Origin of the sequence: Shewanella sp. T24-MNA-CIBAN-0130 (assembly GCF_040310185.1) — a bacterium.
In the GTDB taxonomy this organism is placed as follows: Bacteria; Pseudomonadota; Gammaproteobacteria; order Enterobacterales; family Shewanellaceae; genus Shewanella; species Shewanella psychromarinicola.
Genome location: NZ_JBEOPP010000012.1, coordinates 1 through 22749 on the forward strand (window position 1 = coordinate 1; position 22749 = coordinate 22749).

Annotated in this window: 22 protein-coding genes and 1 pseudogene; 15 read left to right on the forward strand and 8 right to left on the reverse strand. The window is 42.0% G+C overall.

The window, feature by feature from the left end; genetic code table 11:
• Positions 1-76: 76 nt before the first annotated feature.
• From AAEZ02_RS07050 to AAEZ02_RS07060, 3 genes and pseudogenes are all read right to left on the reverse strand, one after another.
• Positions 77-523: pseudogene (locus tag AAEZ02_RS07050) on the reverse strand (GGDEF domain-containing protein); the annotation flags it as partial.
• A gap of 154 nt (positions 524-677) precedes the next feature.
• Positions 678-1583: a hypothetical protein gene (locus AAEZ02_RS07055; protein WP_124013785.1), complete on the reverse strand. Its 906-nt coding sequence runs from the start codon at positions 1581-1583 to the stop codon at positions 678-680.
• Positions 1584-2021: 438 nt separating this feature from the next.
• A complete protein-coding gene (locus AAEZ02_RS07060; protein WP_124013784.1) occupies positions 2022-2456 on the reverse strand; it encodes a MaoP family protein in 435 nt (144 codons plus the stop codon).
• A 108-nt stretch (positions 2457-2564) separates the two neighbouring features.
• Between AAEZ02_RS07060 and AAEZ02_RS07065 the strand changes: the two genes are divergently transcribed.
• Positions 2565-3419, forward strand: a complete 855-nt coding sequence (locus tag AAEZ02_RS07065) for a LysR family transcriptional regulator (RefSeq protein WP_124013783.1) — start codon at positions 2565-2567, stop codon at positions 3417-3419.
• A 17-nt stretch (positions 3420-3436) separates the two neighbouring features.
• Here AAEZ02_RS07065 and AAEZ02_RS07070 read toward each other — a convergent pair whose 3' ends face one another.
• Positions 3437-3808, reverse strand: coding sequence for a diacylglycerol kinase (locus AAEZ02_RS07070; RefSeq protein WP_101030617.1), 372 nt, complete (start codon positions 3806-3808; stop codon positions 3437-3439).
• A gap of 612 nt (positions 3809-4420) precedes the next feature.
• On the opposite strand from AAEZ02_RS07070, the gene AAEZ02_RS07075 reads away from it, so the two are divergent.
• The gene (locus tag AAEZ02_RS07075; protein WP_124013782.1) at positions 4421-5269 is read left to right on the forward strand and encodes a DNA ligase; all 849 of its coding nucleotides are present in this window, start codon (positions 4421-4423) and stop codon (positions 5267-5269) included.
• A gap of 148 nt (positions 5270-5417) precedes the next feature.
• Complete coding sequence (locus AAEZ02_RS07080; protein WP_124013781.1) at positions 5418-5903, forward strand: low molecular weight protein-tyrosine-phosphatase; 486 nt, start codon at positions 5418-5420, stop codon at positions 5901-5903.
• Between the two features lie 76 nt (positions 5904-5979).
• On the opposite strand, the gene ylqF is transcribed toward AAEZ02_RS07080, so the two are convergent.
• Together ylqF and AAEZ02_RS07090 are read right to left on the reverse strand one after the other, a co-directional pair.
• Positions 5980-6921, reverse strand: coding sequence for a ribosome biogenesis GTPase YlqF (gene ylqF, locus AAEZ02_RS07085; RefSeq protein WP_124013780.1), 942 nt, complete (start codon positions 6919-6921; stop codon positions 5980-5982).
• A gap of 130 nt (positions 6922-7051) precedes the next feature.
• Complete coding sequence (locus AAEZ02_RS07090; RefSeq protein WP_124013779.1) at positions 7052-7891, reverse strand: isopenicillin N synthase family dioxygenase; 840 nt, start codon at positions 7889-7891, stop codon at positions 7052-7054.
• Between the two features lie 159 nt (positions 7892-8050).
• Between AAEZ02_RS07090 and AAEZ02_RS07095 the strand changes: the two genes are divergently transcribed.
• Positions 8051-8968, forward strand: coding sequence for a bifunctional methionine sulfoxide reductase B/A protein (locus AAEZ02_RS07095; RefSeq protein ID WP_124013778.1), 918 nt, complete (start codon positions 8051-8053; stop codon positions 8966-8968).
• A gap of 199 nt (positions 8969-9167) precedes the next feature.
• Here AAEZ02_RS07095 and rne read toward each other — a convergent pair whose 3' ends face one another.
• Positions 9168-12548 carry a ribonuclease E gene (rne, locus tag AAEZ02_RS07100; RefSeq protein ID WP_124013777.1) on the reverse strand — a complete coding sequence of 1127 codons (3381 nt, stop codon included), beginning with the start codon at positions 12546-12548 and terminating at the stop codon, positions 9168-9170.
• Between the two features lie 628 nt (positions 12549-13176).
• Between rne and rluC the strand changes: the two genes are divergently transcribed.
• Together rluC and AAEZ02_RS07110 are read left to right on the forward strand one after the other, a co-directional pair.
• The gene (rluC, locus tag AAEZ02_RS07105; RefSeq protein WP_101030639.1) at positions 13177-14133 is read left to right on the forward strand and encodes a 23S rRNA pseudouridine(955/2504/2580) synthase RluC; all 957 of its coding nucleotides are present in this window, start codon (positions 13177-13179) and stop codon (positions 14131-14133) included.
• A 31-nt stretch (positions 14134-14164) separates the two neighbouring features.
• Complete coding sequence (locus AAEZ02_RS07110) at positions 14165-14818, forward strand: HAD-IA family hydrolase (protein ID WP_198554720.1); 654 nt, start codon at positions 14165-14167, stop codon at positions 14816-14818.
• Between the two features lie 180 nt (positions 14819-14998).
• On the opposite strand, the gene AAEZ02_RS07115 is transcribed toward AAEZ02_RS07110, so the two are convergent.
• On the reverse strand, positions 14999-15637 hold the full coding sequence (locus tag AAEZ02_RS07115; protein WP_124013776.1) for a Maf family protein: 639 nt from the start codon (positions 15635-15637) through the stop codon (positions 14999-15001).
• Between the two features lie 247 nt (positions 15638-15884).
• Here AAEZ02_RS07115 and yceD point away from each other — a divergent pair, with 247 nt between their 5' ends.
• The 9 genes from yceD to AAEZ02_RS07160 all read left to right on the forward strand — a co-directional run bounded on the left by yceD (position 15885) and on the right by AAEZ02_RS07160 (position 22736).
• Positions 15885-16409, forward strand: a complete 525-nt coding sequence (gene yceD / locus AAEZ02_RS07120; protein ID WP_101030645.1) for a 23S rRNA accumulation protein YceD — start codon at positions 15885-15887, stop codon at positions 16407-16409.
• 18 nt (positions 16410-16427) lie between these two features.
• A complete protein-coding gene (gene rpmF / locus AAEZ02_RS07125; RefSeq protein ID WP_101030648.1) occupies positions 16428-16598 on the forward strand; it encodes a 50S ribosomal protein L32 in 171 nt (56 codons plus the stop codon).
• Positions 16599-16613: 15 nt separating this feature from the next.
• The gene (gene plsX / locus AAEZ02_RS07130) at positions 16614-17642 is read left to right on the forward strand and encodes a phosphate acyltransferase PlsX (RefSeq protein ID WP_101030652.1); all 1029 of its coding nucleotides are present in this window, start codon (positions 16614-16616) and stop codon (positions 17640-17642) included.
• Between the two features lie 8 nt (positions 17643-17650).
• Positions 17651-18610, forward strand: a complete 960-nt coding sequence (locus AAEZ02_RS07135; protein WP_351122415.1) for a beta-ketoacyl-ACP synthase III — start codon at positions 17651-17653, stop codon at positions 18608-18610.
• 33 nt (positions 18611-18643) lie between these two features.
• Positions 18644-19570, forward strand: a complete 927-nt coding sequence (gene fabD, locus AAEZ02_RS07140) for an ACP S-malonyltransferase (RefSeq protein ID WP_124013774.1) — start codon at positions 18644-18646, stop codon at positions 19568-19570.
• Positions 19571-19580: 10 nt separating this feature from the next.
• The gene (gene fabG / locus AAEZ02_RS07145; RefSeq protein ID WP_101030661.1) at positions 19581-20327 is read left to right on the forward strand and encodes a 3-oxoacyl-ACP reductase FabG; all 747 of its coding nucleotides are present in this window, start codon (positions 19581-19583) and stop codon (positions 20325-20327) included.
• A 163-nt stretch (positions 20328-20490) separates the two neighbouring features.
• Positions 20491-20724 carry an acyl carrier protein gene (gene acpP / locus AAEZ02_RS07150; RefSeq protein WP_011496723.1) on the forward strand — a complete coding sequence of 78 codons (234 nt, stop codon included), beginning with the start codon at positions 20491-20493 and terminating at the stop codon, positions 20722-20724.
• A 162-nt stretch (positions 20725-20886) separates the two neighbouring features.
• Positions 20887-22128, forward strand: coding sequence for a beta-ketoacyl-ACP synthase II (gene fabF / locus AAEZ02_RS07155; RefSeq protein WP_101030663.1), 1242 nt, complete (start codon positions 20887-20889; stop codon positions 22126-22128).
• A 119-nt stretch (positions 22129-22247) separates the two neighbouring features.
• Positions 22248-22736: an acyl-CoA thioesterase gene (locus tag AAEZ02_RS07160; RefSeq protein WP_124013773.1), complete on the forward strand. Its 489-nt coding sequence runs from the start codon at positions 22248-22250 to the stop codon at positions 22734-22736.
• Positions 22737-22749: the final 13 nt, after the last annotated feature.

Here is a 22749-nt window from a genome sequence, read left to right on the forward strand (position 1 = left end):
AGAGTGTAATTTGTTTCATGGGGCTATGATGATCCCATTTGGGACAAAATCAAGCATTTTCAATGATCACGGGTATAGAACGGATGCTGGAAGACTCTTTAACGATATTTCTGACAATGCCGGTAACTTGTTCAAGCGAGAAGCCTTGGTTTTCAAGGTTGCTTAATTTTTTAAAATCTTTATCAATTTGGGTTTGAAAGGTTTCGGTGTCTGAATTAGTGTCTTTGAGTGACTGAGATAATTCACATACCATCGCATCAAGATTTTTACGCATTTCACGTACATTGAGCTCAACCGGGTCCGCCACATGCTTACGATATAATAATTCACTGGTTACTGGTGAACAGGTTTGATTCTGTTTGACCGCAATATCTAACTCTTGGTTGAGTAACGGGTTCTGTTCGCCCACGTAAGCATACCAAAGCGCGTAGTTTGTCGGCGTGGTGGGTATTCTATATTTTAACATTAACGGAACTGCTTTTTTCAAATTGGCTGCAGCGGTTTGCAGTAGAGTGTTCGACATTAAGTGCCTCATGAACCGGGCTAAGAAAAGACTTTGAAAAAATCTACAATTGAGTTGAATATAACAAGAATAACGTGGTTTGTACTATGGCATTATCACGAGAGATGTCACAAAAAAAGCATCCTAAGATGCTTTTGGGGGGACTCGAGTGATATTAAAACACGTAAGAGACCGCAAACATTGGGCCGGTAAAGCTGTAATTAATATTGTAATCAAAAGTACGTTGTTCAATATTACCGACATTACGTGTCTTTTTGATAGTGACATCGACATCATAATAGTTGTAAGCCAGTTTTATTGACCAGTTATCACAAAATTTAGCTTCAACACCTAAACGGACATCGACTAATGATCCATCGACATCATCATATTTGAGGGCAAAATACTGTGCGTGTGCATCAAATGTCCAGCCAGGATAAAACTCGTAAGAGCCGTAAACACCAATGTCTGGTAATGGCGCCGTGAGCGTTTCGTCTACAACTTCTGGCGTGGCTACCGCATTGGTGCATAAACTGCTTAAGCTTGAATCTGGGACGCAAATACCGATAGTGCCTTTAAAGGCTGTTTCGATAAACATGGCATGTAAACCGACTGACACCCCAACTGCGTAATGAGTACCTTGCCAGATGTCATAACCATAACCAATGCGTAGAATATCAATATTGAGTTCGGTACTCAGTTTCGAGCCAGTTTCAATGAGGTAATCTTTGCCGTCAATATCTTCAAGGATAAAATCTTGCGATACTGTTTCTGTGTCTGCTTTGCGATCCAACGATTTCCAATCAATATAAATGCTATGACGTTGGTTGAAAGAGAAAGTAAATTCAAAGTAGGGTAAATATTGTTCTTCAGCTAGTAGAAGTTCATCTTCAAAATCAATTGGGAATGTCCCGCCTGTTTTAGGGCTTGTTGCGATGAAGTTTGAATCAGAATTAGCATAGAATATACCGATATCGAGGGTATAATTGTCAGTTGAGCTATCAGTTGATAGATCCGTCTCTGCCAAAGCGGCACGAGTACCGAATATCAATAACACTATACAAAAAAAAGATCTTATCATTGAAACTCCGCATTTATTTTTCTATATCACAGGATATACGTCTCATATAATGCTGCTGTCGAATTTATGACTTAATCTAATCTGCGCCGATAACTAAAATCAGGGCATCAAATACAGAGTTATAAACATTAAGTTAAATAAATGGGACAAATTCTTCAGTGGGTATACTAGCACTTTGTTACTAAATGTGAAGTATTTGTATAAGATTATTGCGCTAAATCATGTTTTCGGACGTAGTTTGATCTTAAAGGCATAAAATAATCGTTTCGGCGACAGAGTGAGATGTAGCGAGGGCGCCAGAGCATTGACGTTAACTGCGGTGAGTGACAATTATGTGACAAAACAAAAAAAGTAGAGCAATATATTGACTCTACCTTTTGGCTATTGTAGCGCAAATGTTAAAACTGTGAGAGGTTGCTTTAACCGTTAAAATAGGATTTATTCTGGCTCATCGGTGTCAGAAACATCCTCTTCAACATCGTCAAATTCAACTTCAATTTCAACTTTAGCGCTGGCTGGCGTGTTAATAGTCCCTAAAACCGCATAAAACGGTTTCCCTTTTGCTAGACGACAATACTTAGACCACAATAACTCCATTGGTGTTGTTGCGGGTAAAGTACCTTGTATAACGCTAATAAATTGGTCTTCGTCGACATTACGAGGTAATTGTGATCCATCGACTAAATTTTTCATTGCTTGACCATGTTGTTCAAGCAAGTCAGCCTCCTTGCTGGTAAAATCACCACAACGCTTAAATCCTTTTGGAAAATTTGCATCATCATAGAAACGTTTAGTCGATTGGAAACTGTTGCTGTGACCATTGGTGTTAGCATCAATACCCTGTTTAGCATTGATAAATGATTGCTCAGACATGGCTAATACCTTCTAGATTATGAGATATAAAGATTTGCAACTGGAGTATTGGCTAGTATTATCATTTTTTAAATCAAAATATTTTGTCCCTAATGGTAAACAATTTTTATGGATACAGATTTATTAAAAACCTTCTTAGAAGTGTCTCGCACTCGGCATTTTGGTAAAGCGGCTGAAAATCTTTACCTAACCCGAAGCGCTGTCAGTTTTAGGATAAAACAGCTAGAAAATATTTTGGGGATAGCGCTATTTGAACGTTTGCGTAACAATATTCAGCCAACCCCCGCAGGCGAAAGAATGCTTGGCCATGCTGAAGCGGTGCTTAATGCTTGGGAAAGAGCAAAACAAGATATTATTTTAAATCAGCAGCACAGTGCCCAGTTGGCTTTGTCTGCTGGGGATAATATTTGGGATGCGTTTTTACAAGGTTTGTTACAACCATTACATTTACGCTTGGAAGGCGTGGCCTTAAGAACTGATGTCTTGCCGGCATTGGTAATGACTCGCCAACTTATTGAGCGCACCTTAGACATTGCGATTACTTTCGATCCGCCAAAGCTTGATGGGGTCACATTAGTTAAGCTTGCTCAAATCAAATTGTATTTAGTGTCCAAACAACAGGGGATCACGCTTGATCAAACACCTTCTTTACCTTATATAAAAGTAGACTGGGGTACCGCGTTTAATATTACTCATGCTCAAGATTTTACTATGTTGCCGTTACCGGTATTGCATACAAGTTCTGCCCGTATGGCATTGGATTTTATTCTCAATAATGGTGGGTGCGCTTTTTTACCTGAAGCTCTCATTCGACCTTTTTTAGACAATGGCACCTTATATAACGTGGATGATGCACCATGTATCTATCGACATGTGTATGCGGCTTATTGGGCCAAAAATGAAAGAATTTCTTATATTGAACAAGCCATTTCAATTTTGAAAACTGATAAATGCGCTGATTAATCTTTGCTTGGCTGTTATTAAAACAGTAATGGCCAAATAATGATGCTCCAGGTGAGCGCGCACAATACTAAACTGATAAATACTGCTGCAGAAGCGATGTCTTTTGCCTGACCACTGAGAGGGTGGATCTCATCACCAATACGATCAACAACGGCTTCAATAGCTGAGTTCAACAATTCGACAATCAATACAATTAACACGGTCATGATAAGCAAAATACGCTCAGGTGTGCTGATGTTGATCAACAGTACAATGGGTAACATTATGCAAGCAAGCACGGTTTCTTGCCTAAATGCCGCTTCATTTTTCCACGCGGACATCAGACCTTTCATTGAAAATCCCGTAGCCCGAAAAACGCGTTTTAGACCGTGATTATTCTCTGGTTTCATTTTGTTAATTATCTTTTGGGTTTTATTTGCGTAGATTGTAACATTCCGTTCATATGCTTCCAGTAGTAATTTAATCTCAGTTCGGAATAATAAAAGGTTATCAAACAGCTCTTTGTCCTGGTATCTGCGTTGCATTGACTTGCAATAGGTACACTATTATCGCGTCAATCCGTTTTGTTAGTAAAGCAAATGACAAGTTTGATATGAATTAGGTGAAAGAGTTTGCGCTTAGCTTACCAACCCCACGTCTTAGCCTGAGTTGAGGTTGATTTAACCTTAATGATGTGTCGCAGGGAAAAGAAAACACCTATTTTAGTAAGTTCATGATGGCCTCATCACGGGTCAATGGGTATCAGAGTAGGCTGTAGCATTGATTGGATAATTCTGCTGTTTGTACTAGGCTTTAATATATTCAATTTAACAACGATAGGATCTCGATAAGTACGAATTTGTGGTTTTATCAAAGGTACGATTATGTATTAAAAGGTTTTTATTGGTATGACTTGGAAAGCGCTTTGTGGCCAATAAGTACAACTTATCGAGGATCAACATAATTTTTCAACGAAAGCGAAATAAACATTATATGGATTTAATTAAAAGCAAGGATTGCATATGCGTAGGATACCCACTCTTTTATTTTCGCTGATTGTTGCACTGTATTGTTTACCTACAAACAGTGAAGTTTTATCCACACCGCCCATTCAGTTAGCAACTCAATATCAACAAGACACAGTGGTGGCTGAGTATTTAGTGAGTGAAAAACTAGATGGCGTTCGAGGCTATTGGGATGGTAGTAACATGCTGACTCGTAGCGGCAGAAAAGTGGCTTTACCTGCGTCGTTTACTCTTGGCTTTCCTCATGTGGCCATTGACGGTGAACTATGGTTAGGTCGAAATCGTTTCGAGCAGATTTCTGCGTTGGTTCGACGTCAACAAGTACCCGATCAAGAATGGCAGGAGGTAAGGTTTATGATGTTTGACTTACCACAGCATCCAGGGCCCTTTAGTGAACGTTATTCTGCGATGAAAATGATGGTAGAACAAACCGCTTCCACTCATCTACAGGTTATTAAGCAGGAAACTGTGGCTTCAACCGAAGCACTGTTTACGATACTAGATGGCGTTGTTAATGCTGGTGGGGAAGGGTTAATGTTACATTATCAGCAAGCTCATTATGTAGTGGGGCGCAGTGAGTATATTATTAAACTAAAGCCCAAGTATGATGCTGAAGCTGTGGTGATTGGCCATACTCAAGGAAAAGGTAAGTATCGAGGTAAGCTGGGCGCTCTGGTGGTAAAAACGCCCGCGGGATTGGTGTTTAATGTTGGCAGTGGTCTAAGCGATAAACAACGAGAAAATCCACCCTTGGTGGGGTCGATAATTACTTATCAGTATCTAGGGTTTACTCAAAAAGGGACGCCAAGATTTGCCTCCTTTTTACGAGAAAGGCCGTCACAATAACATGTCATATTCATTCAACCACTGTGACATGTTGAGCCGCGAGTTAATGTAAAGCTCAAATGAACAAGGCTAAGTGATGAAAAATGCGCTTAAGGTATAGGCCCCAGAGTCAGTGATGAATTGAAACTGGAGATAATGGCGGTTATAAATGATGGATGATAAAGATCTTTTAAATGTAAACTCCGTCCTCTTTGTATGTATGGGCAATATTTGCCGTTCACCGACGGCAGAGGCGGTATTTAGGCAGCAAATAAAACACTACCCACTTCAGCTGGAAATCGATTCTGCTGGTACTATTGCCTATCATCAAGGTCATTCTCCTGACCGGCGCAGTATTATTGCTGGTAATAAGCGCGGACTTGATTTTTCGGGAATGAAAGCACGACAGGTGATAGACACCGACTTTGAACGATTTGATTTAATTCTAGCAGCAGATTTTGTTAATCTAGCTGATTTGACCGAACGATGTCCTGCCCATTTGCGTTATAAATTACAGTTGATGTTAAGCTTTGGTGATTCGTTAGTCGAAGAAGTACCGGATCCATATTATGGTGGTGAAAGAGGGTTTGAGATGGTTATCGATTTGCTAGAAGCCAGTTTAATGGCATTGGCGATAAAGCTAGCTTCACGTTGAAATATTATTGCGTCAGCAACGTTCTCTTCAATGACGAGGTCGACATTCAGTTGACGACCTAGTCCATTTATTGTGCTTAATCGTTATAACGTTTACCGGAGCGTTTAAGTTTCTCTTGTTCTATTTTCTGCTGTTTAATGAGTTCTTTCTCCGCTAATTTACGTGCAACTTCCTCTTTTTCTACTTCAGCCATGGCTGGGGTTTCAAGGCTTAATAGGCCGATTTTCCCTGAGCGGTATTCATGTAGTAATAGTTCAGATACTTTATGGTAATCAACTCGTGCGCCAGGGCGAAGTGCTCCGCGAGAACGACTGATAGCTTCAAGTAATTCGATATCGCTGGCTGGTAGCGATTGAAGCTTATAACGTTCGCAAATTTCGTCAGGATAGGCTTTAAGGAAATAGCCTGCAGCAAACATGGCCACATCTTCGTATTCCATTGCGGTATCTTTAATTGCACCAGTGACAGCAAGGCGATAGCTACTGGCTTCATTGTCCACTTTTGGCCATAAAATGCCCGGAGTATCCGACAGTACGATTCCGTTACGCAAGTTAATACGTTGCTGACGTCTTGTGACTGCAGGTTCATTACCTGTTTTGGCTATAGTGCGACCCGCTAAGGTATTAATAATCGTTGATTTACCGACGTTAGGTATGCCCATGATCATGGTGCGGATGTCTTTTTCCATGATGTCACGGTGTGGCACCAGCTTACGGCAAAGATCTGGAATGCTTCTTACCATAGCGGGTTGTAACGTTGTGATTGCTGATGCCTGAACGCCTTGTTCACGTTCTAAGTATTCAATCCACTGAGCCGTGACCTCAGGATCCGCTAAATCAGACTTATTGAGTAATTTAATACAGGGTCTATCACCACGTAGTTGTGACACCATTGGGTTTTCACTGCTGTAGGGAATACGTGCATCGAGCACTTCAATAACGAGATCCACTTGAGGCATTGCCTCCTCGATCTCTTTACGTGCTTTGTGCATGTGTCCTGGATACCACTGAATTGCCATGATGTTGCCTTATAAATCGGAAAATAAATACAATATATACAAAAGTGATATTCTACCTCGTTAGCCGATTAAATACATAAAAAAAGCGCCGGAAGGCGCTTAGTATCGTCGTAAAATGAAGTCTTAATGCTTAAATAAGGCCTAATTCCCGTAATCTTTCCTTTAAATAGCTGTCAGCAGTATAACGGTCTGATAACACCACTTCTGGATTGGGGTGCAAAAACAGCGGTAATGAGATCCGCGATTTAGTTTTGTCAGTCCCTTCAGGGTTTATCACTCTATGGGATGTTGATGGAAAATAGCCGCCAGATGCTTCTTGGAGCATGTCACCGATATTAATGATAATACTACCAAAATCACTAGGTACATCTATCCATTCACCTTCTTTGGTGAGAACTTGTAAGCCTGGTTCATTGGCAGCTGGCAACAGAGTGATCAAATTTATGTCTTCATGTGCAGCCGCTCTAATTGCGCCCATTTCCTCATCTCCTTTCATCGGAGGATAATGCAGAATACGCAACAATGTTTGTTGGCTCTTTGCGATCATGTCGGGCAATGGAATGCTATATTTAGCGGCGACTTCAGCTGGGGTATATTGTTCAATCCAACTCAGTAGTTCAGTTGCTAATGTATTTGCGTGTTCGTAGTAGGCAATAATATTTGCTTTTAACGACTCAGGAATACGTCCCCTAGGATAGACATGATAATATTCTTTGATATCTTTTACGTTGTTGCCTTTGGCGGTTTCAGAAATCGATGCGGGAAAGAATCCATCGTGTGTTTCTGGTGTAAACAAAAAGTCATGTTTTTGTTCAGACTGAAAAAAGTTGTACCATTCTTGATAAATATCTTCGACAAGTTGCTTTTGAATAGGGTGGTTAGATAATACACCAAAGCCTGTTTGTTGAAGCGATTCAACAAAACGCTCAGCACTATCAGGTGCTAGGTAATCAATTGTATTTAGTTTCATTTTGTATTTCTTATTAGTGTGTTGACCCACCGCTAATGGTAACCTTAGTCACACTTTGTCGCAATTATTTGCGTGTCATCATATTATTTGATTGAACTGATGCCGCGGATTTCACGTATTCTTTATTTAAGCGACAAGTAAACTCAATGAGAGCAGACAATGAATAAACTAACCGAATTTGAACAGTACGTTATCGAGCAAAAGGGCACTGAACGTCCCTTTAGTGGCGAATTTGTCGATCATGATGCTCAAGGTGTGTATTTGTGTAAAAAATGCGATGCACCACTTTATAATAGTGAATATAAATTTAATGCACATTGTGGCTGGCCCGCATTTGATGATGAGATTGAGGGAGCCGTAAAGCATACACTCGATGCTGATGGTCATCGAACCGAAATTACCTGTGCCCAATGTGGTGGCCATTTAGGCCATGTATTTGAAGGTGAACACCTAACGGATAACAATATTCGTCATTGTGTGAATTCTGTGTCGATGATTTTTAAATCCTCTGATGAGTTAACTCAATCAAGTTTGGCAACGCCTTCTTACGAAAAAGCGACTTTTGGCGCGGGTTGCTTTTGGTGTGTTGAAGCCATTTTTGCTCAGCTTAATGGCGTGCAAAGTGCGACTTCAGGTTATTGTGGCGGTGATGCTAAAGATGCCAATTATGATGCGGTGTGTTCTGGTAAAACAGCACATGCAGAAGTCATTCATATTGAGTTCGATTCGGCCGTTATTCAATATGAAACACTGCTTAGCGTGTTATTTGAAAGCCACGACCCCACCACACTTAACCAACAGGGTAATGATAAAGGCCCACAGTATCGGTCGGTAATTTTTACTCATAACAGTGCTCAAATAGATGCCGCCAACCGATTTATTAATCGGTTAACGGAACAACAAGTTTGGTCTAGGCCGATAGTGACCGAAATCAGTGCGTTCGACACGTTTTACCCCGCTGAAAGCTATCACGATGACTACTTTGCTAAAAATGGGCAACAGCCTTACTGTCAGTTAGTCGTTAAGCCTAAATTTGATAAAGTCATGAGTAAATTTGCTGATAAACGTAAAGTATAAACCAATGGGTTTGTTGTGCTGAAAGAACGGGATAAACAGATAAAAAAAGGGGGCATTGATTATTCAATGGCCCTTTTTTTGTATTACAGTTATGTCCGGAAATGTGTTTACACTTTTAGGTCGAGACAATTTTTTCAATAAAAAAGCCATGCTTAGCATGGCTTAATCAACAATAGGGCTTAGTTAGCCCTATTTAGCGTTACTCTCCAGGGCGAGTCATATCAGCTGATGCACTGTTATTCATTGCTACTTTCGGAGCATTGGTTTCAGTTGCTTGTGCTTGATAAGTACGTCCTTGAGGTACGGCCTTCTGTTCACGGACATCTACGGTAGGTTTAGTCGTGTCAGATGACACCATAGAACCAAAGCGACTTGTTTTCACCGGTGCTTTTGCTGCTGTGGCGACATCAGCAGAAACGATTGCTGGCGCAACTTCTTTTGCCGCTGCCGGCTTAGCTTGACGGACAATAGCCGCAGGCTTAGCCGTCGGGGCTGATGCATTGGCTGCAACCGCTTTATCTTGTTTGCTGCTCACTGCAGTTGTTTTCTCTGTTTCTGCAGTATCGGCGACTGGCGCTTGTACAGCTGGAACAGCAACAGGCGTTTTAGCAACTTCAACGGCCGCTTTATCTTCGGCTACTTCAGGAGCTTTTACTACCGGAGGTGTTTGAGGTACTTCCTCTTTAGCCTCTGGCTTGTCAGCAACAACAATCGTTGGCTCGACATCAGCCTTGGTCACTTCAGCCTTGTTAGCGTCAGTCTTCACCATTTCCACAGCCGTACTAACTGTTTCAACAACAGCCTCAGTAACAGGGGCATTATCCTGGGTTTGATTTCTGCTTAGCTCAGCGTCTAATTGCTTCTCTAGCTCATCATTAGGAGTGAAAACGGCTTGCTGCGTTGAACCGGATTCATCATCACGACGACGACGTTGACCAGCAGCACGTAGATGACGAGGACTGCGACGGCTTCGACGTTGACCTTCACGACCTTCAGCTTTGGTGTCATCGGTTTCATTTTCTGATGCGGTATCTTCAGTGTCAGTGCTTGACTCATCCGTTTCATTGGCAACATCAGCATTAGCAACGACAGTTTCACTGTTAGTGTTAACATCGGCTTCAATTGCTTCCGCTTTACCTTCAACGACATCAGTCGTGTCGGTGTTAACTGGCTCAGTAGTCGTAACGTTTGTTACTTCAGTCGCTTGAGTGATAACGCTCTCTGCTGGTGTTTCAGTCGTTTGTTCAGTTTTCTCTTTACGAGGTTGACGACGACTACGCGGCGGTCTCGTTTCTGATGTTTTATCCTCAGATACTTTTGACTCTACGGCTTTAGCTTCAGATGTTATTACATCGACTGATTGGTCACTTGATTCATTAACATCGGTTGCTGATAATGCTTCATTCTGTTCGCTTTCAATACGCACTTTACGACGTAAGTTACGACGCTGGCGACGTTCACGAGCAGCTTCTTGCTTTGGAGACTTTTCTGTAGTGACTTTACTGTCTGTTGCTTTAGTTTCTGTTGCTTTTGATTCTGTTACTTTGGTTTCATTGACTTGTAATGGCTTGTCAACTTTTTCATTTCTCGGCTTGTTTTTTGCGTTGTCGTCTTGACCTGTGTTTCTGCTATTACGTTCATTACGCTTATTTTGAGGACGAGCCTCTGTGCCTTCTTTTGATTTGTCGCTGTCATTGCGCTGACGGCGGCTATCATTACGACTGTCATTACGCTTGTCATTACGGTTAGTACTGTCGTTACGTGTGTCATTACGACGAGTGTTACGACGGTTACTCGTCGGCGCATTTTCTTTGGTTTGCGGTACCGCTTTGGTGTCTTTGACCTCAGCTTCATTAGCAGAAAACAAGGCACTAACCGCTGAGGCCATCCGAGCGAATAATCCTGGCTGACTAGGTGCTGCTGCCACAGGGGCGGTATTTACAGGTGTTACTTTTACAGCCGGTTTTGCGGTGTCTTCTGCTGCTTTTTGAGGGGCGGTGAAGCCTTTTAATGCAGGCTCTGGAGACGCTGCGCGCTCAAGTTTACGAGGCTCATACAGATTTGCGGCAGGTTGCTCAACACGCTTGTAGCTTGACTCAATGACTTCATCATCACTTTTGCGACGAACCATTCGGTAATCCGGAGTCTGCATGTGTGCATCAGGGATAATGTACACTTCAACTTGGTGGCGTTCTTCAGTAATACGGATCGTTTTACGTTTTTCATTTAATAAGAATGCCGCCACATCAACAGGCACAATGGCTTCGATTTGTGTGGTGTTTTCTTTAATGGCTTCTTCTTCCATTAAACGCAAAATAGACAGTGCTAAAGATTCGGTACTGCGAATAGTGCCTTGGCCATGACAACGTGGGCATATATGTGCTGCGGACTCTTCAAGTGAAGGGCGCAAACGTTGGCGTGACATTTCCATCAAACCAAATCGTGAAATACGGCCTAACTGCACGCGAGCTCGGTCATGGTGTACTGCATCACGTAAACGGTTTTCAACTTCACGCTGATGGCGTACTGGTGTCATATCGATAAAGTCGATAACCACCAAACCACCTAAGTCACGAAGACGTAATTGACGTGCAATTTCATCTGCTGCTTCTAGGTTGGTGTTTAAAGCTGTTTCTTCGATATCGCCGCCTTTTGTTGCGCGGGCAGAGTTAATATCGATAGAGGTTAATGCTTCAGTTGGGTCGATAACAATTGAGCCACCAGAAGGCAAGCGCACCTCACGTTGGAAAGCTGATTCAATTTGAGATTCGATTTGGAAGTGAGTAAATAGTGGCACTTCAGAATCGTATTGTTTCACGCGTTCAACAAAATCTGGGCGAACCAAACCAATATGCAGTTTAGCTTCTTCGAAAATGCGCGGGTGGTCGATAAGAATTTCGCCTACATCGCGACGTAAATAATCGCGAATGGCACGAACAATCACATTACTTTCTTGGTGAATTAAGAATGGAGCCGTTTTACTTTGAGCGGCTTCTTGAATCGCATCCCAGTGATGTTGAAGTACTTTTAAGTCCCACTTTAACTCTGTGGACTCTTTGCCTACTCCAGCAGTACGGACGATTAACCCCATACCGTTAGGCACTTCAAGTTCCGACATCGCCTCTTTAAGCTCGGTACGCTCATCACCTTCAATACGTCGTGAAATACCGCCAGCACGAGGGTTGTTTGGCATTAACACCAAATAAGAACCCGCAAGACTGATAAACGTCGTCAGTGCAGCACCTTTATTGCCACGTTCTTCTTTGTCGATTTGAACGATGACTTCTTGTCCTTCATGCACCACTTCTTTGATGTTAGGACGGCCTTGGAATGAATAACCTTTAGGGAAATATTCGCGACCAATTTCTTTCAGGGGTAAAAAGCCGTGCCGATCTGCGCCGTAGTCAACAAAGGCTGCTTCAAGAGAGGGTTCTACGCGGGTGATTTTACCTTTATAGATATTTGATTTTTTCTGTTCGTGACCAGGACTTTCAATGTCTAAATCATACAGTTCTTGCCCATCAACTAGGGCTACGCGCAACTCTTCTGATTGAGTTGCATTAATTAACATACGTTTCATGATGACGTGATTCTTCTAAATGAGGTCATCAAACAACACGATTTTTCTGCATTACGGGCCTGAATTAATCGGTATAACCTCACGGTTAGATCCAGGCAATTTAGGTGCTCATTACTGTAAAACGCAGTCTCTGCGTGTCGCATCCTATTTATGGCTTATTTTCTAATGTTTACAAAAACAAGGAATTGGTTGAGTTACAACCAACCCCATAAATTATGGTATTTTAATCCGTTAATGCCCAAGTCGAATCGGTTTGTTTGATAACAAGCTAAAATGTTGTTCGAATTTGGGGCGATTTACCACAGTTAAATTAAAATATTTATTGATTACTTACGGTTTAATTGTACAAACGGGTTTTGCCGTTTTTTTAGTAAATACAATTTGCAAATCAATGAGTTGCTACCGGTTAAGTTCATTTTTTTAACTGTTAGTGTTTCGCATTTGGTGAAAGTTGTGAACACTTTATCCACTGTTTACTCTCAACCTGTGGGCAAATATAGCAACAATCGTTATTTTCAGCAATCAAAAGCCAATATTCTTTCGTGTATTTATTTCAAGTCCGATGTGGCAATAGCCAAGCATTTACCAGATAAGGTACACTATTAGGGTTCCCACTATATGGCGCATCATGAATACTGAAACCACCCCCCAAGTTGAATACGTGACTATCGACGAAGATAATTTTGAACAACGAATCGATAATTTTTTGCTAACTAAATTAAAAGGTGTTCCCAAAAGCATGATTTATAGGATCGTGCGTAAAGGGGAAGTGCGGGTGAATAAAAAACGCATCAAGCCAGAATACAAATTGCAAATCGATGACATCGTTCGCATACCGCCGGTTCGAGTTGCAGAAAAAGATAATCGCAAAGCACCTTCGCCTAATTTATCTCGAGTGTCACAGCTCGAAGATCGCATTATCCACGAAGATAATCATTTAATTGTATTAAATAAGCCTGCCGGCATTGCGGTACATGGTGGTAGTGGTGTTGATTATGGTGTGATTGAGGGCTTACGCTCACTTCGCCCGCAACAAAAGTATTTAGAGTTGGTGCATCGTTTAGATAAAGATACTTCTGGCGTCTTGCTTGTTGCTAAAAAACGCAGTGCATTAAAACATTTGCATGAACAGTTACGCAGTAAAACCATGCAGAAAGATTATTTAGCCTTGGTGCGTGGCCAATGGCAAGCAAGTGATAAATCGGTCAAAGCGCCGTTGTTAAAAATTACCTTAAAGTCTGGCGAGCGTATTGTTCGAGTTAATAAAGAAGGTAAAGAGTCGGAAACGCGTTTCAAAATCATGCAGCGATACCAAGGGTGTACCTTGGTCAAGGCCAGTCCTGTGACAGGGCGTACTCATCAGATTAGGGTACATTGTCAATATGCGGGTCATTCTATTGCCTGTGATGATAAATACAGCGAGCAACAATTTGACGACAGCATGCGCGCATTAGGCTTAGATCGTCTGTTTTTACATGCGGCTGAGCTTAAGTTTACTCATCCTGAGAATAATGAAGTCACGCAAGTTAAGGCGCCTTTAGACCCAGTGTTACTTAGCACACTTGAAAAATTAAAAAGAATATAACATCCACAGCGGTGTGAAAATGAAGTAAGGAATGGTATTGAATATTCAACATAAAGCTTATGAACTGGTCATTTTTGATTGGGATGGCACGCTAATGGACACGATTGGTAAAATAGTGTCTTGCATGCAAAATGTAGCACAAGAACTCATTTTGCCTATCCCGTCTGAACAGCAAATAAGAGATGTCATAGGCTTATCTTTACCTAAAATTATGCCGATTTTATTTGCCGATCATCAAAACCATGAGCAAATTATTGATTGTTATCGTCGTCATCATGTTGCCAATGTGCACCCTACGCCTTTATTTGAGGGCGTTGAATCACTTATTCGCAGTTTACATGCTGGCGGTTATCAATTAGCGGTTGCGACGGGTAAAGGGCGAGAGGGTCTTGATAACGTATTGGCACGGACAGGCTTAGGCCAGTACTTTCATGCGACGCGCTGTGCCGATGACGCTGAAAGCAAACCGCATCCTGAGATGTTGTTTTCGTTATTGACTCATTTTGATGTTGCCGCAGATAGAGCCATTATGATTGGCGATTCAATCCATGACTTAACCATGGCCAAAAATGCTGGTATGGCGAGTATTGGTGTGAGTTATGGCGCCCATAATCAATCAAAATTGCAAGCGCTAAATCCGCGCGCGATTGTCGATAAGCCACTTGCGATACGTGATTATCTTTAACTATCTTGTGTTTATGATGATTGATAATTGAAATGCAGCAGCGTCGCACATAAGTGTTGCCGACGCTGTATTTCATTAACTTAAATAATTTTTAATTACCTCTGCGTTTATGCCCTGTCATTTTGTTAATCACTTACCCAATCACCCATCTTTATGCACAGAAATGTTAAATAATGCCGGTCAATATTTTAGACCAATATTATTTGATTGATTATTGGAGGCTTCGCTGAGTACATCAACACCATGCTGTGCCAGTAAATCGATAAGCCTAATTAATGGCAGACCAATTAAAGTATTAGGATCATCACCTTCTAAGCGGCTAAAGAGTGCGATTCCCAACCCCTCTACTTTAAAACTACCTGCGCAATATAATGGTTGTTCTTTGTCGATGTAGTAGCGAATTTGCGCTTCTGTTAACGATTTAAAGTGCACTGTAAAAGGTTCAACACACGACAACATGCGTTGATTATCACAATTAAATACAGCTAGACCGGTATAAAAAGTGATTGCTTGACCAGAAGCCGCGCTTAATTGAGCAATAGCATTTTCGATGTTATTTGGCTTACCGATAATCTGACCATTAATCATCGCGACTTGATCTGAGCCAATAATTAATTGTGGCACGGATGTTTGATCAATTAAGTTCGCTCCGGCTAATGCTTTTTGTTCAGCTAACCGTTTGACTAATGCTAATGCTGTTTCATCTTTTGCAGCAGTTTCATCAACATCAGGGTTAACGCAGTTAAAAGGCAGCATTAAGGTTTGTAATAATTGCTGACGAAAAGGTGAGGTTGATGCAAGTACTAGGTTGAATTTCATTGGCTTTTCTTCATTATTTTTAGGCTAATAACAGAATATTAGTCAGTTTACTGTATTCATCTAGGCAAATGGATCATTTTTATCGAGTAATGCTTGTGTGATGGAGTTGGGTTCGGTAAAATTTGCCAACTTTCAAACCTAATGCCGGATTAAAGAGTACCTAAAGTTCATTGTTAGGTGAGATTACCGTATTTTTACGGAAATTTTCTTTGACTCCAGCGTTTTCAAACTATAATATGCGCGCCTTATGCAAACAGTAAAGATACCGGTTTCAATTGATCCTATACGCGCAGCCTCTAGCGGCCTTCGTTATGAAGGTACCATTTTAGGTAAGCAACTAAAGCGATTAAGCGAGTTATGTACCGGCGACTGTTCCGACGTAGTTGTGTCGTTGGAATGTGGCGTCGATATACAGGGGATAGTCTACCTTCGCGGGAAGGCTGTGACGGAGCTCACTCTGCTATGTCAACGTTGTATGACACAAGTTACTACTGAGGTTACGGTCGACTTTTGTTTTAGTCCTTGTAAGACTGAGGCAGAAATCGATGAGCTCCCGGATGCGTATGACCCAATTGAGTGTAATGAGATTGGTGAATTACGTCTGCATCAATTGATTGAAGATGAATTGATAGTCGCTATGCCTATCATCCCGATGCACGATGATAATAATTGTAAGTCTGGATCGAAAGATGTAGTTGTAGGCGAGATCGAACCCGCTCATGAGGAGCGTGCAAATCCATTTGCAGTGTTAGAAAAACTGAAGAGCAAGTAATCGTAGGAGACAGGTCCAATGGCTGTACAAAAGAATAAAAAATCACGTTCAAAGCGTGGTATGCGTCGTTCACATGATTCATTGAGCACAGCTCAATTATCAGTAGATGCAACCAGCGGTGAATTACATCTACGTCACAACGTGACTGCTGATGGTTTTTACCGCGGTGTAAAGGTTATCAACAAGTAATTTGTTGCTAATCTAATGATAAATCTGACGCTTGCGTTAGATGCGATGGGGGGCGATCACGGCCCCCACGTGACAGTGCCTGCAGCCTTGCAGGCATTGAAATTTCACACATCTTTAAATATTATTTTGGTTGGTAATCAAACCGAAATAGAAAAATATCTACCTCAAGCTCACTCAACAGATCTATCCCGTATTGAAATAATCCATACCACTGAAGTCGTGACAATGTGCGATAAGCCCATTCATGCTTTGCGTTCACGTAAAAACAGTTCTATGAGAATTGCCCTTGAGCTCGTGCGCGACGGCAAAGCCGCTGCTTGCGTTAGTGCCGGTAACACGGGCGCATTAATGGCGATGGCTAAGGTGTTATTAAAAACCTTACCGGGTATTGATCGACCTGCACTTGTGTCTTGCTTACCCGCAATGACCGGAAAACCGGTTTATTTATTGGATTTAGGGGCTAATGTATCTTGTGACTCAGATACCTTATTCCAGTTTGCTATTATGGGGTCTGTATTATGTGAAGCTGTCCATAAGAAATCCCGTCCCAAAGTCGCTTTGCTTAATGTCGGCATTGAAGCGATTAAGGGTAACGACCAAGTTCAACAGGCCGGTCAAATTCTACAACATACCGAGCAAATTAATTATATTGGCTTTGTAGAAGGCGATGAAATTTACACAGGTAATGTGGATGTGATTGTTTGCGACGGATTTGTCGGCAATATTACCTTAAAGACTTCAGAAGGCATTGCAAAACTGTTAGTACACCAATTAAAACGCGGCTTAAATGACGGTTTTTTTGTTCGTTTACTCTCCAAACTCATCGCTCCTCGTATACAAGCTGTTCTCAGTAAGATGAACCCCGACCACTATAACGGTGCAAGTCTGATAGGATTGCGCGGAATAGTAGTAAAGAGTCATGGTAACGCGGATGAAGCTGCATTTTTACAAGCATTAAATTTAGCAGCAACAGAAGCAAAACGTCGTCTTCCTGAAATGATTAAAGATCGTTTGGAGTCGATTCTTTTAGACATCAATAGCTGATCTCATATATGCAAACAAAAATTCTCGGAACAGGTAGCTATCTACCTGTGCAAGTTCGTAGCAATCAAGATCTCGAAAAAATGGTTGAAACCACTGACCAATGGATTGTTGACCGAACCGGTATTTCTGAGCGGCGTATTGCTGCAACAGACGAATCGGTTTCAACAATGGGTTATCAAGCGGCATTAAAAGCGCTTGAAATGGCGGGGCTCGAAGCAAGTGATCTTGATATGATTGTTTGTGGAACCACAAGTGCCTCAAACGCATTTCCTGCTGCGGCATGCGAAATTCAAGCCTCATTAGGCGTCAAAAATATCCCTGCCTTTGATATTGCTGCCGCGTGTTCTGGTTTTATTTATGCTTTATCGGTTGCGGATCAATTTGTTAAAACCGGTGCCGCTAAAAAAGTACTGGTTATTGGTTCCGATGTGTTGTCGCGAATGTGTGATCCTTCTGACCGCTCCACTGTAATTTTATTTGGTGATGGTTCGGGCGCTGCGATTATTGGTGCCAGTGATACTCCCGGTATCATTGCGACACATATTTATGCTGATGGGAGCCAGGGGGACTTATTAAAATGTTCTTTCCCACCTCGAGCGAATGAAAGTTCTGAAGCTGTCGGTTTTATGACGATGAAAGGTAACGATGTGTTTAAAGTGGCGGTAACTCAGTTGTCTAATGTGGTCACCGAAACCTTGCTCCTTAATAATGTCGATAAATCAGAAATTGACTGGTTAGTGCCACATCAAGCTAATTTCCGCATTATCAAGGCAACAGCAAAGAAACTTAACATGAGTTTAGACAAAGTCATTCTCACATTAGCTAAACACGGCAATACCTCTGCGGCATCAGTACCGATAGCGCTTGACGAAGCCGTTAGAGATGGCCGAATCCAGCGTGGACATTTATTACTACTCGAAGCATTTGGCGGTGGTTTTGCTTGGGGCAGTGCACTAATCCGTTTTTAATTTTGAAATTTATTTTTATACAGGTAACCGTTGATGGAAAATGTTGCTTTTGTATTTCCTGGCCAAGGTTCACAGGCCGTAGGAATGTTAGCTGAATTGGCTCAAAATCATGTCATTATTGGGCAAACCTTTGCCCAAGCAAGTGATGCGTTAGGTTATGATTTATGGGATCTTGTTGCCAATGGCCCAGCTGAAACCTTAAATGAAACAGATAAAACCCAGCCTGCATTGCTCACGGCAAGCGTGGCTATCTGGCGCGCATATCAGGCATCGAATAAGCCCATGCCCTCATTACTTGCAGGTCACAGTCTTGGTGAATACTCTGCGTTAGTGTGCGGTGGTGTGATTGAATTTACTGATGCAGTTAAATTAGTTGAGCTTCGTGGTAAATTAATGCAACAAGCCGTTCCAGCTGGGTCTGGCGCGATGTATGCCATTATTGGCCTTGATGATGATGCTATTGCCAAAGTGTGCGCAGAGTCTGCTGAAGGCTGTGTGGTGAGCCCTGTTAACTACAATAGTCCAGGTCAAGTGGTTATCGCGGGTGAAAAAGCCGCCGTTGAACGCGCTGCTGCTGCATGTAAAGCTGCTGGTGCTAAAATGACAGTGGCATTGCCAGTGAGCGTGCCATCACATTGTGCGTTAATGAAGCCAGCAGCTGATGAATTAGCCAAAGCCTTAATGGAAGTGACGTTCTCTGAACCTATAATTAATGTTGTTAACAATGTTGATGTGGCAATGCCGACAAATGCTCAGGCCATTAAAGATGCTTTAGTGCGTCAATTGTATTGTCCAGTGCGTTGGCGTGAGTCGGTTGAATTTATGGCGACACAAGGTGTTACAAAATTAATAGAGTGTGGACCAGGGAAAGTATTAACCGGTTTAACAAAAAGAATTAATAAATCGATATCCGCTCAAGCGGTCAATGATGTTGCTTCATTTGCAGCATTAGTCGAATAAAGGAGTTGATATGAGCTTTAGCATTAATTTAGACGGCAAAGTTGCCTTGGTGACGGGGGCCAGTCGTGGCATTGGCCGAGCGATTGCTGAATCGTTAGTACAAGCCGGCGCGATGGTTATCGGAACGGCAACCAGTGAAAAAGGCGCCGCGGCGATCCAAGCATACTTGGGTGACAAAGGCTTTGGGATGGTGTTAAATGTCACTGATACTCAGTCAGTGGCTGATTTATATAGCCAGATCAAAGAAAAAGCCGGTGAAGTTGATATTCTCATCAACAACGCAGGTATTACCCGTGATAATTTATTGATGCGGATGAAAGATGATGAATGGCAAGATATTATTGACACTAATTTGACATCACTATTTAAATTGTCTAAACCAGTAATGCGATCTATGATGAAAAAGCGTTTCGGACGTATTATCAGCATCGGTTCTGTTGTGGGTACAATGGGCAATGCAGGCCAAGTAAATTACTCGGCTGCCAAAGCGGGTTTGATTGGATTTACAAAATCTCTTGCAAGAGAGGTTGCATCTCGTCAAATAACAGTGAATGCTGTTGCACCTGGATTTATTCAGACAGATATGACAGATGAGCTGACAGTAGAGCAGCAACAAGCTATCATGTCGCAAGTTCCGATGGAACGATTAGGGCAAGCACAAGAAATTGCCAATGCAGTATTGTTTTTGGCCTCGGATTCAGCCGCTTATATCACAGGCGAAACATTGCATGTGAATGGCGGCATGTACATGGTTTAAGAGCGATAGGTAGGCAACTACCTTCATTTGAGTCAGTGTTAGTGACAATTCAATGTTATTTTTTGTGGTTAGACCACAAAATCTAAGCTTGCATTGTTATCTAATTCGAATAAACTACTCGCAATCTTACGCAAGTGCGTAATTTGAATAGGAAAGAAAACTAATGAGCAACATCGAAGAACGTGTAAAGAAAATCATCATCGAGCAACTTGGCGTTAAAGAAGAAGACGTTAAATCAGCTGCTTCTTTTGTAGACGATTTAGGCGCAGATTCTCTAGACACTGTTGAATTGGTTATGGCTCTAGAAGAAGAGTTTGACACCGAGATCCCTGACGAAGAAGCTGAAAAGATCACTACTGTTCAAGCAGCGATCGATTACGTTTCTAAGAATCAGTAATCAAGAATTCACAAAAACAGGCGGCATTTATGCCGCCTGTTTTTGTTTAAAGCATTTGTAAACGCTCGTTCCATTTAATTGCATTAGAACATCCTTCCTTATACTTCTTTATCTATATCGCAATAATGGCATCGTGGCAGATTTTATTTAAAGGTGAATATCATGTCTAAACGTCGTGTCGTCATCACAGGTCTTGGCCTCGTGACTCCAGTAGGTAATGATGTCGAGTCTTGTTGGAATGCCTTACTGGCTGGTAAGAGTGGTATTGCTCCCATTACCAAATTTGATGCCAGTGGTTTTAATACTCGTTTCAGTGGCTCAGTAAAAGATTTTGACGTCGAACAATATTTAACGAAAAAAGATGCCCGTAAAATGGATTTATTTATCCAATATGGCATAGCTGCAGGTATTCAAGCAGTAAAAGACTCTGGCCTAGAGATGAGCCAAGAAAACCCTGCTCGTGTGGGTGTTGCTATTGGTGCCGGTATGGGCGGTATGTGGTTAATTGAGCAAGGCCATTCGGCATTACTCAATGGCGGACCACGCAAGGTGTCGCCTTTTTTTGTGCCGAGCACCATTATTAATATGATCGCCGGCCACTTGTCAATTATGTACGGTATGACAGGGCCCAATTTTGCGGTTACCACAGCTTGTACTACCGGTGTGCATAACATTGGTTTTGCCGCTCGGACTATTGCTTATGGTGATGCCGATGTTATGGTCGCCGGTGGTGCTGAAGATGTCACTAGCCCATTAGGGGTTGCTGGTTTTAGTTCAGCTAAAGCATTATCTACTCGTAATGACGACCCAACAGCAGCAAGTCGCCCATGGGACAAAGACCGTGATGGTTTTGTCATTGGCGACGGTGCAGGTGTCATTGTGATGGAAGAATATGAACGAGCTAAAGCACGTGGCGCTAAAATTTACGGCGAGCTGGTTGGTTTTGGCATGAGTGGTGATGCATTCCACATGACATCACCACCGAGTGATGGCGCTGGTGCTGCGGCGGCTATGGTCAATGCCATTAACGATGCACAAATTGAAAAAGAGCTAGTGGGCTATATCAATGCCCATGGCACATCAACGAATGCAGGTGATAAAGCCGAAGTGGCTGCGGTGAAATCTGTGTTTGGGCCACATGCCTATGATGTATTGGTGAGCTCGACCAAATCAATGACCGGTCATTTACTCGGTGCTGCAGGTGCTGTTGAAGCAATCATTACTTTGTTGGCATTACGTGATCAGCATATTCCTCCTACTATTAATTTAGACAATCCTGATGAAGGTTGTGATTTAGATTTTGTCGCACACACTTCTCGTCGTCATCAATTTGATTACGCATTATGTAATTCATTTGGTTTTGGTGGCACCAACGGTTCATTATTGTTTAAAAAAATCAATTAATGATAGTGACATAGATAAAAAGCGCCGATGGCGCTTTTTTTGTATGTTTAAGCTTTTTTTGGATTAAGACAAAGTGTATCGTTAATTTCCGATACATCCTGCGATGACTTGGAGGCTTTATGGCCGGTATAGATAGAAAGCTTACGTTACGTTTTTTGGCTGAGCCTGCAGATGTCAATTTCGGCGGTAAAGTACACGGCGGCGCCGTAATGAAATGGATCGATTTAGCGGCTTACGCTACCGCTGCAGGTTGGAGTGGTAAGTATTGTATTACCGTCTATGCAGGGGGTATTCGTTTTGTTAAACCCATTCACGTTGGCCATATTGTTGAGGTGACGGGTAAAGTGATTTATACCGGCAGCACATCTATGCATGTCGCAATTGATGTTAAGGCTGGCGATCCTAAAGATTCAGAGCGTTATCTCACGACCCATTGTATTGTGATTATGGTGGCGGTTGATGATGAAGGCAAACCCACCTCGGTACCTGAATGGATCCCAACGACAGCCGACGATATTCATTTACGTGATACAGCATTACGTTTAATGGACATGCGTAAGCGTATTGGCGCCGAAATGGAAGCTCACGTTAAACCTTCAGTAGCATAAATAAAAGGGACAA

Excerpts from the sequence above, each read along its gene's own strand:
- AAEZ02_RS07095 (WP_124013778.1), top strand. The coding sequence starts at position 8,051 with ATGAATAAACTAACCGAATTTGAACAGTACGTTATCGAGCAAAAGGGC.
- rne (WP_124013777.1), bottom strand. The coding sequence starts at position 12,548 with ATGAAACGTATGTTAATTAATGCAACTCAATCAGAAGAGTTGCGCGTA.
- AAEZ02_RS07070 (WP_101030617.1), bottom strand. The coding sequence starts at position 3,808 with ATGAAACCAGAGAATAATCACGGTCTAAAACGCGTTTTTCGGGCTACG.
- plsX (WP_101030652.1), top strand. The coding sequence starts at position 16,614 with ATGATAAATCTGACGCTTGCGTTAGATGCGATGGGGGGCGATCACGGC.
- AAEZ02_RS07055 (WP_124013785.1), bottom strand. The coding sequence starts at position 1,583 with ATGATAAGATCTTTTTTTTGTATAGTGTTATTGATATTCGGTACTCGT.
- fabD (WP_124013774.1), top strand. The coding sequence starts at position 18,644 with ATGGAAAATGTTGCTTTTGTATTTCCTGGCCAAGGTTCACAGGCCGTA.
- AAEZ02_RS07090 (WP_124013779.1), bottom strand. The coding sequence starts at position 7,891 with ATGAAACTAAATACAATTGATTACCTAGCACCTGATAGTGCTGAGCGT.
- AAEZ02_RS07075 (WP_124013782.1), top strand. The coding sequence starts at position 4,421 with ATGCGTAGGATACCCACTCTTTTATTTTCGCTGATTGTTGCACTGTAT.
- AAEZ02_RS07110 (WP_198554720.1), top strand. The coding sequence starts at position 14,165 with ATGGTATTGAATATTCAACATAAAGCTTATGAACTGGTCATTTTTGAT.
- AAEZ02_RS07065 (WP_124013783.1), top strand. The coding sequence starts at position 2,565 with ATGGATACAGATTTATTAAAAACCTTCTTAGAAGTGTCTCGCACTCGG.
- ylqF (WP_124013780.1), bottom strand. The coding sequence starts at position 6,921 with ATGGCAATTCAGTGGTATCCAGGACACATGCACAAAGCACGTAAAGAG.
- acpP (WP_011496723.1), top strand. The coding sequence starts at position 20,491 with ATGAGCAACATCGAAGAACGTGTAAAGAAAATCATCATCGAGCAACTT.
- fabG (WP_101030661.1), top strand. The coding sequence starts at position 19,581 with ATGAGCTTTAGCATTAATTTAGACGGCAAAGTTGCCTTGGTGACGGGG.
- yceD (WP_101030645.1), top strand. The coding sequence starts at position 15,885 with ATGCAAACAGTAAAGATACCGGTTTCAATTGATCCTATACGCGCAGCC.
- AAEZ02_RS07080 (WP_124013781.1), top strand. The coding sequence starts at position 5,418 with ATGATGGATGATAAAGATCTTTTAAATGTAAACTCCGTCCTCTTTGTA.
- rpmF (WP_101030648.1), top strand. The coding sequence starts at position 16,428 with ATGGCTGTACAAAAGAATAAAAAATCACGTTCAAAGCGTGGTATGCGT.
- AAEZ02_RS07160 (WP_124013773.1), top strand. The coding sequence starts at position 22,248 with ATGGCCGGTATAGATAGAAAGCTTACGTTACGTTTTTTGGCTGAGCCT.
- rluC (WP_101030639.1), top strand. The coding sequence starts at position 13,177 with ATGAATACTGAAACCACCCCCCAAGTTGAATACGTGACTATCGACGAA.
- AAEZ02_RS07135 (WP_351122415.1), top strand. The coding sequence starts at position 17,651 with ATGCAAACAAAAATTCTCGGAACAGGTAGCTATCTACCTGTGCAAGTT.
- fabF (WP_101030663.1), top strand. The coding sequence starts at position 20,887 with ATGTCTAAACGTCGTGTCGTCATCACAGGTCTTGGCCTCGTGACTCCA.
- AAEZ02_RS07060 (WP_124013784.1), bottom strand. The coding sequence starts at position 2,456 with ATGTCTGAGCAATCATTTATCAATGCTAAACAGGGTATTGATGCTAAC.
- AAEZ02_RS07115 (WP_124013776.1), bottom strand. The coding sequence starts at position 15,637 with ATGAAATTCAACCTAGTACTTGCATCAACCTCACCTTTTCGTCAGCAA.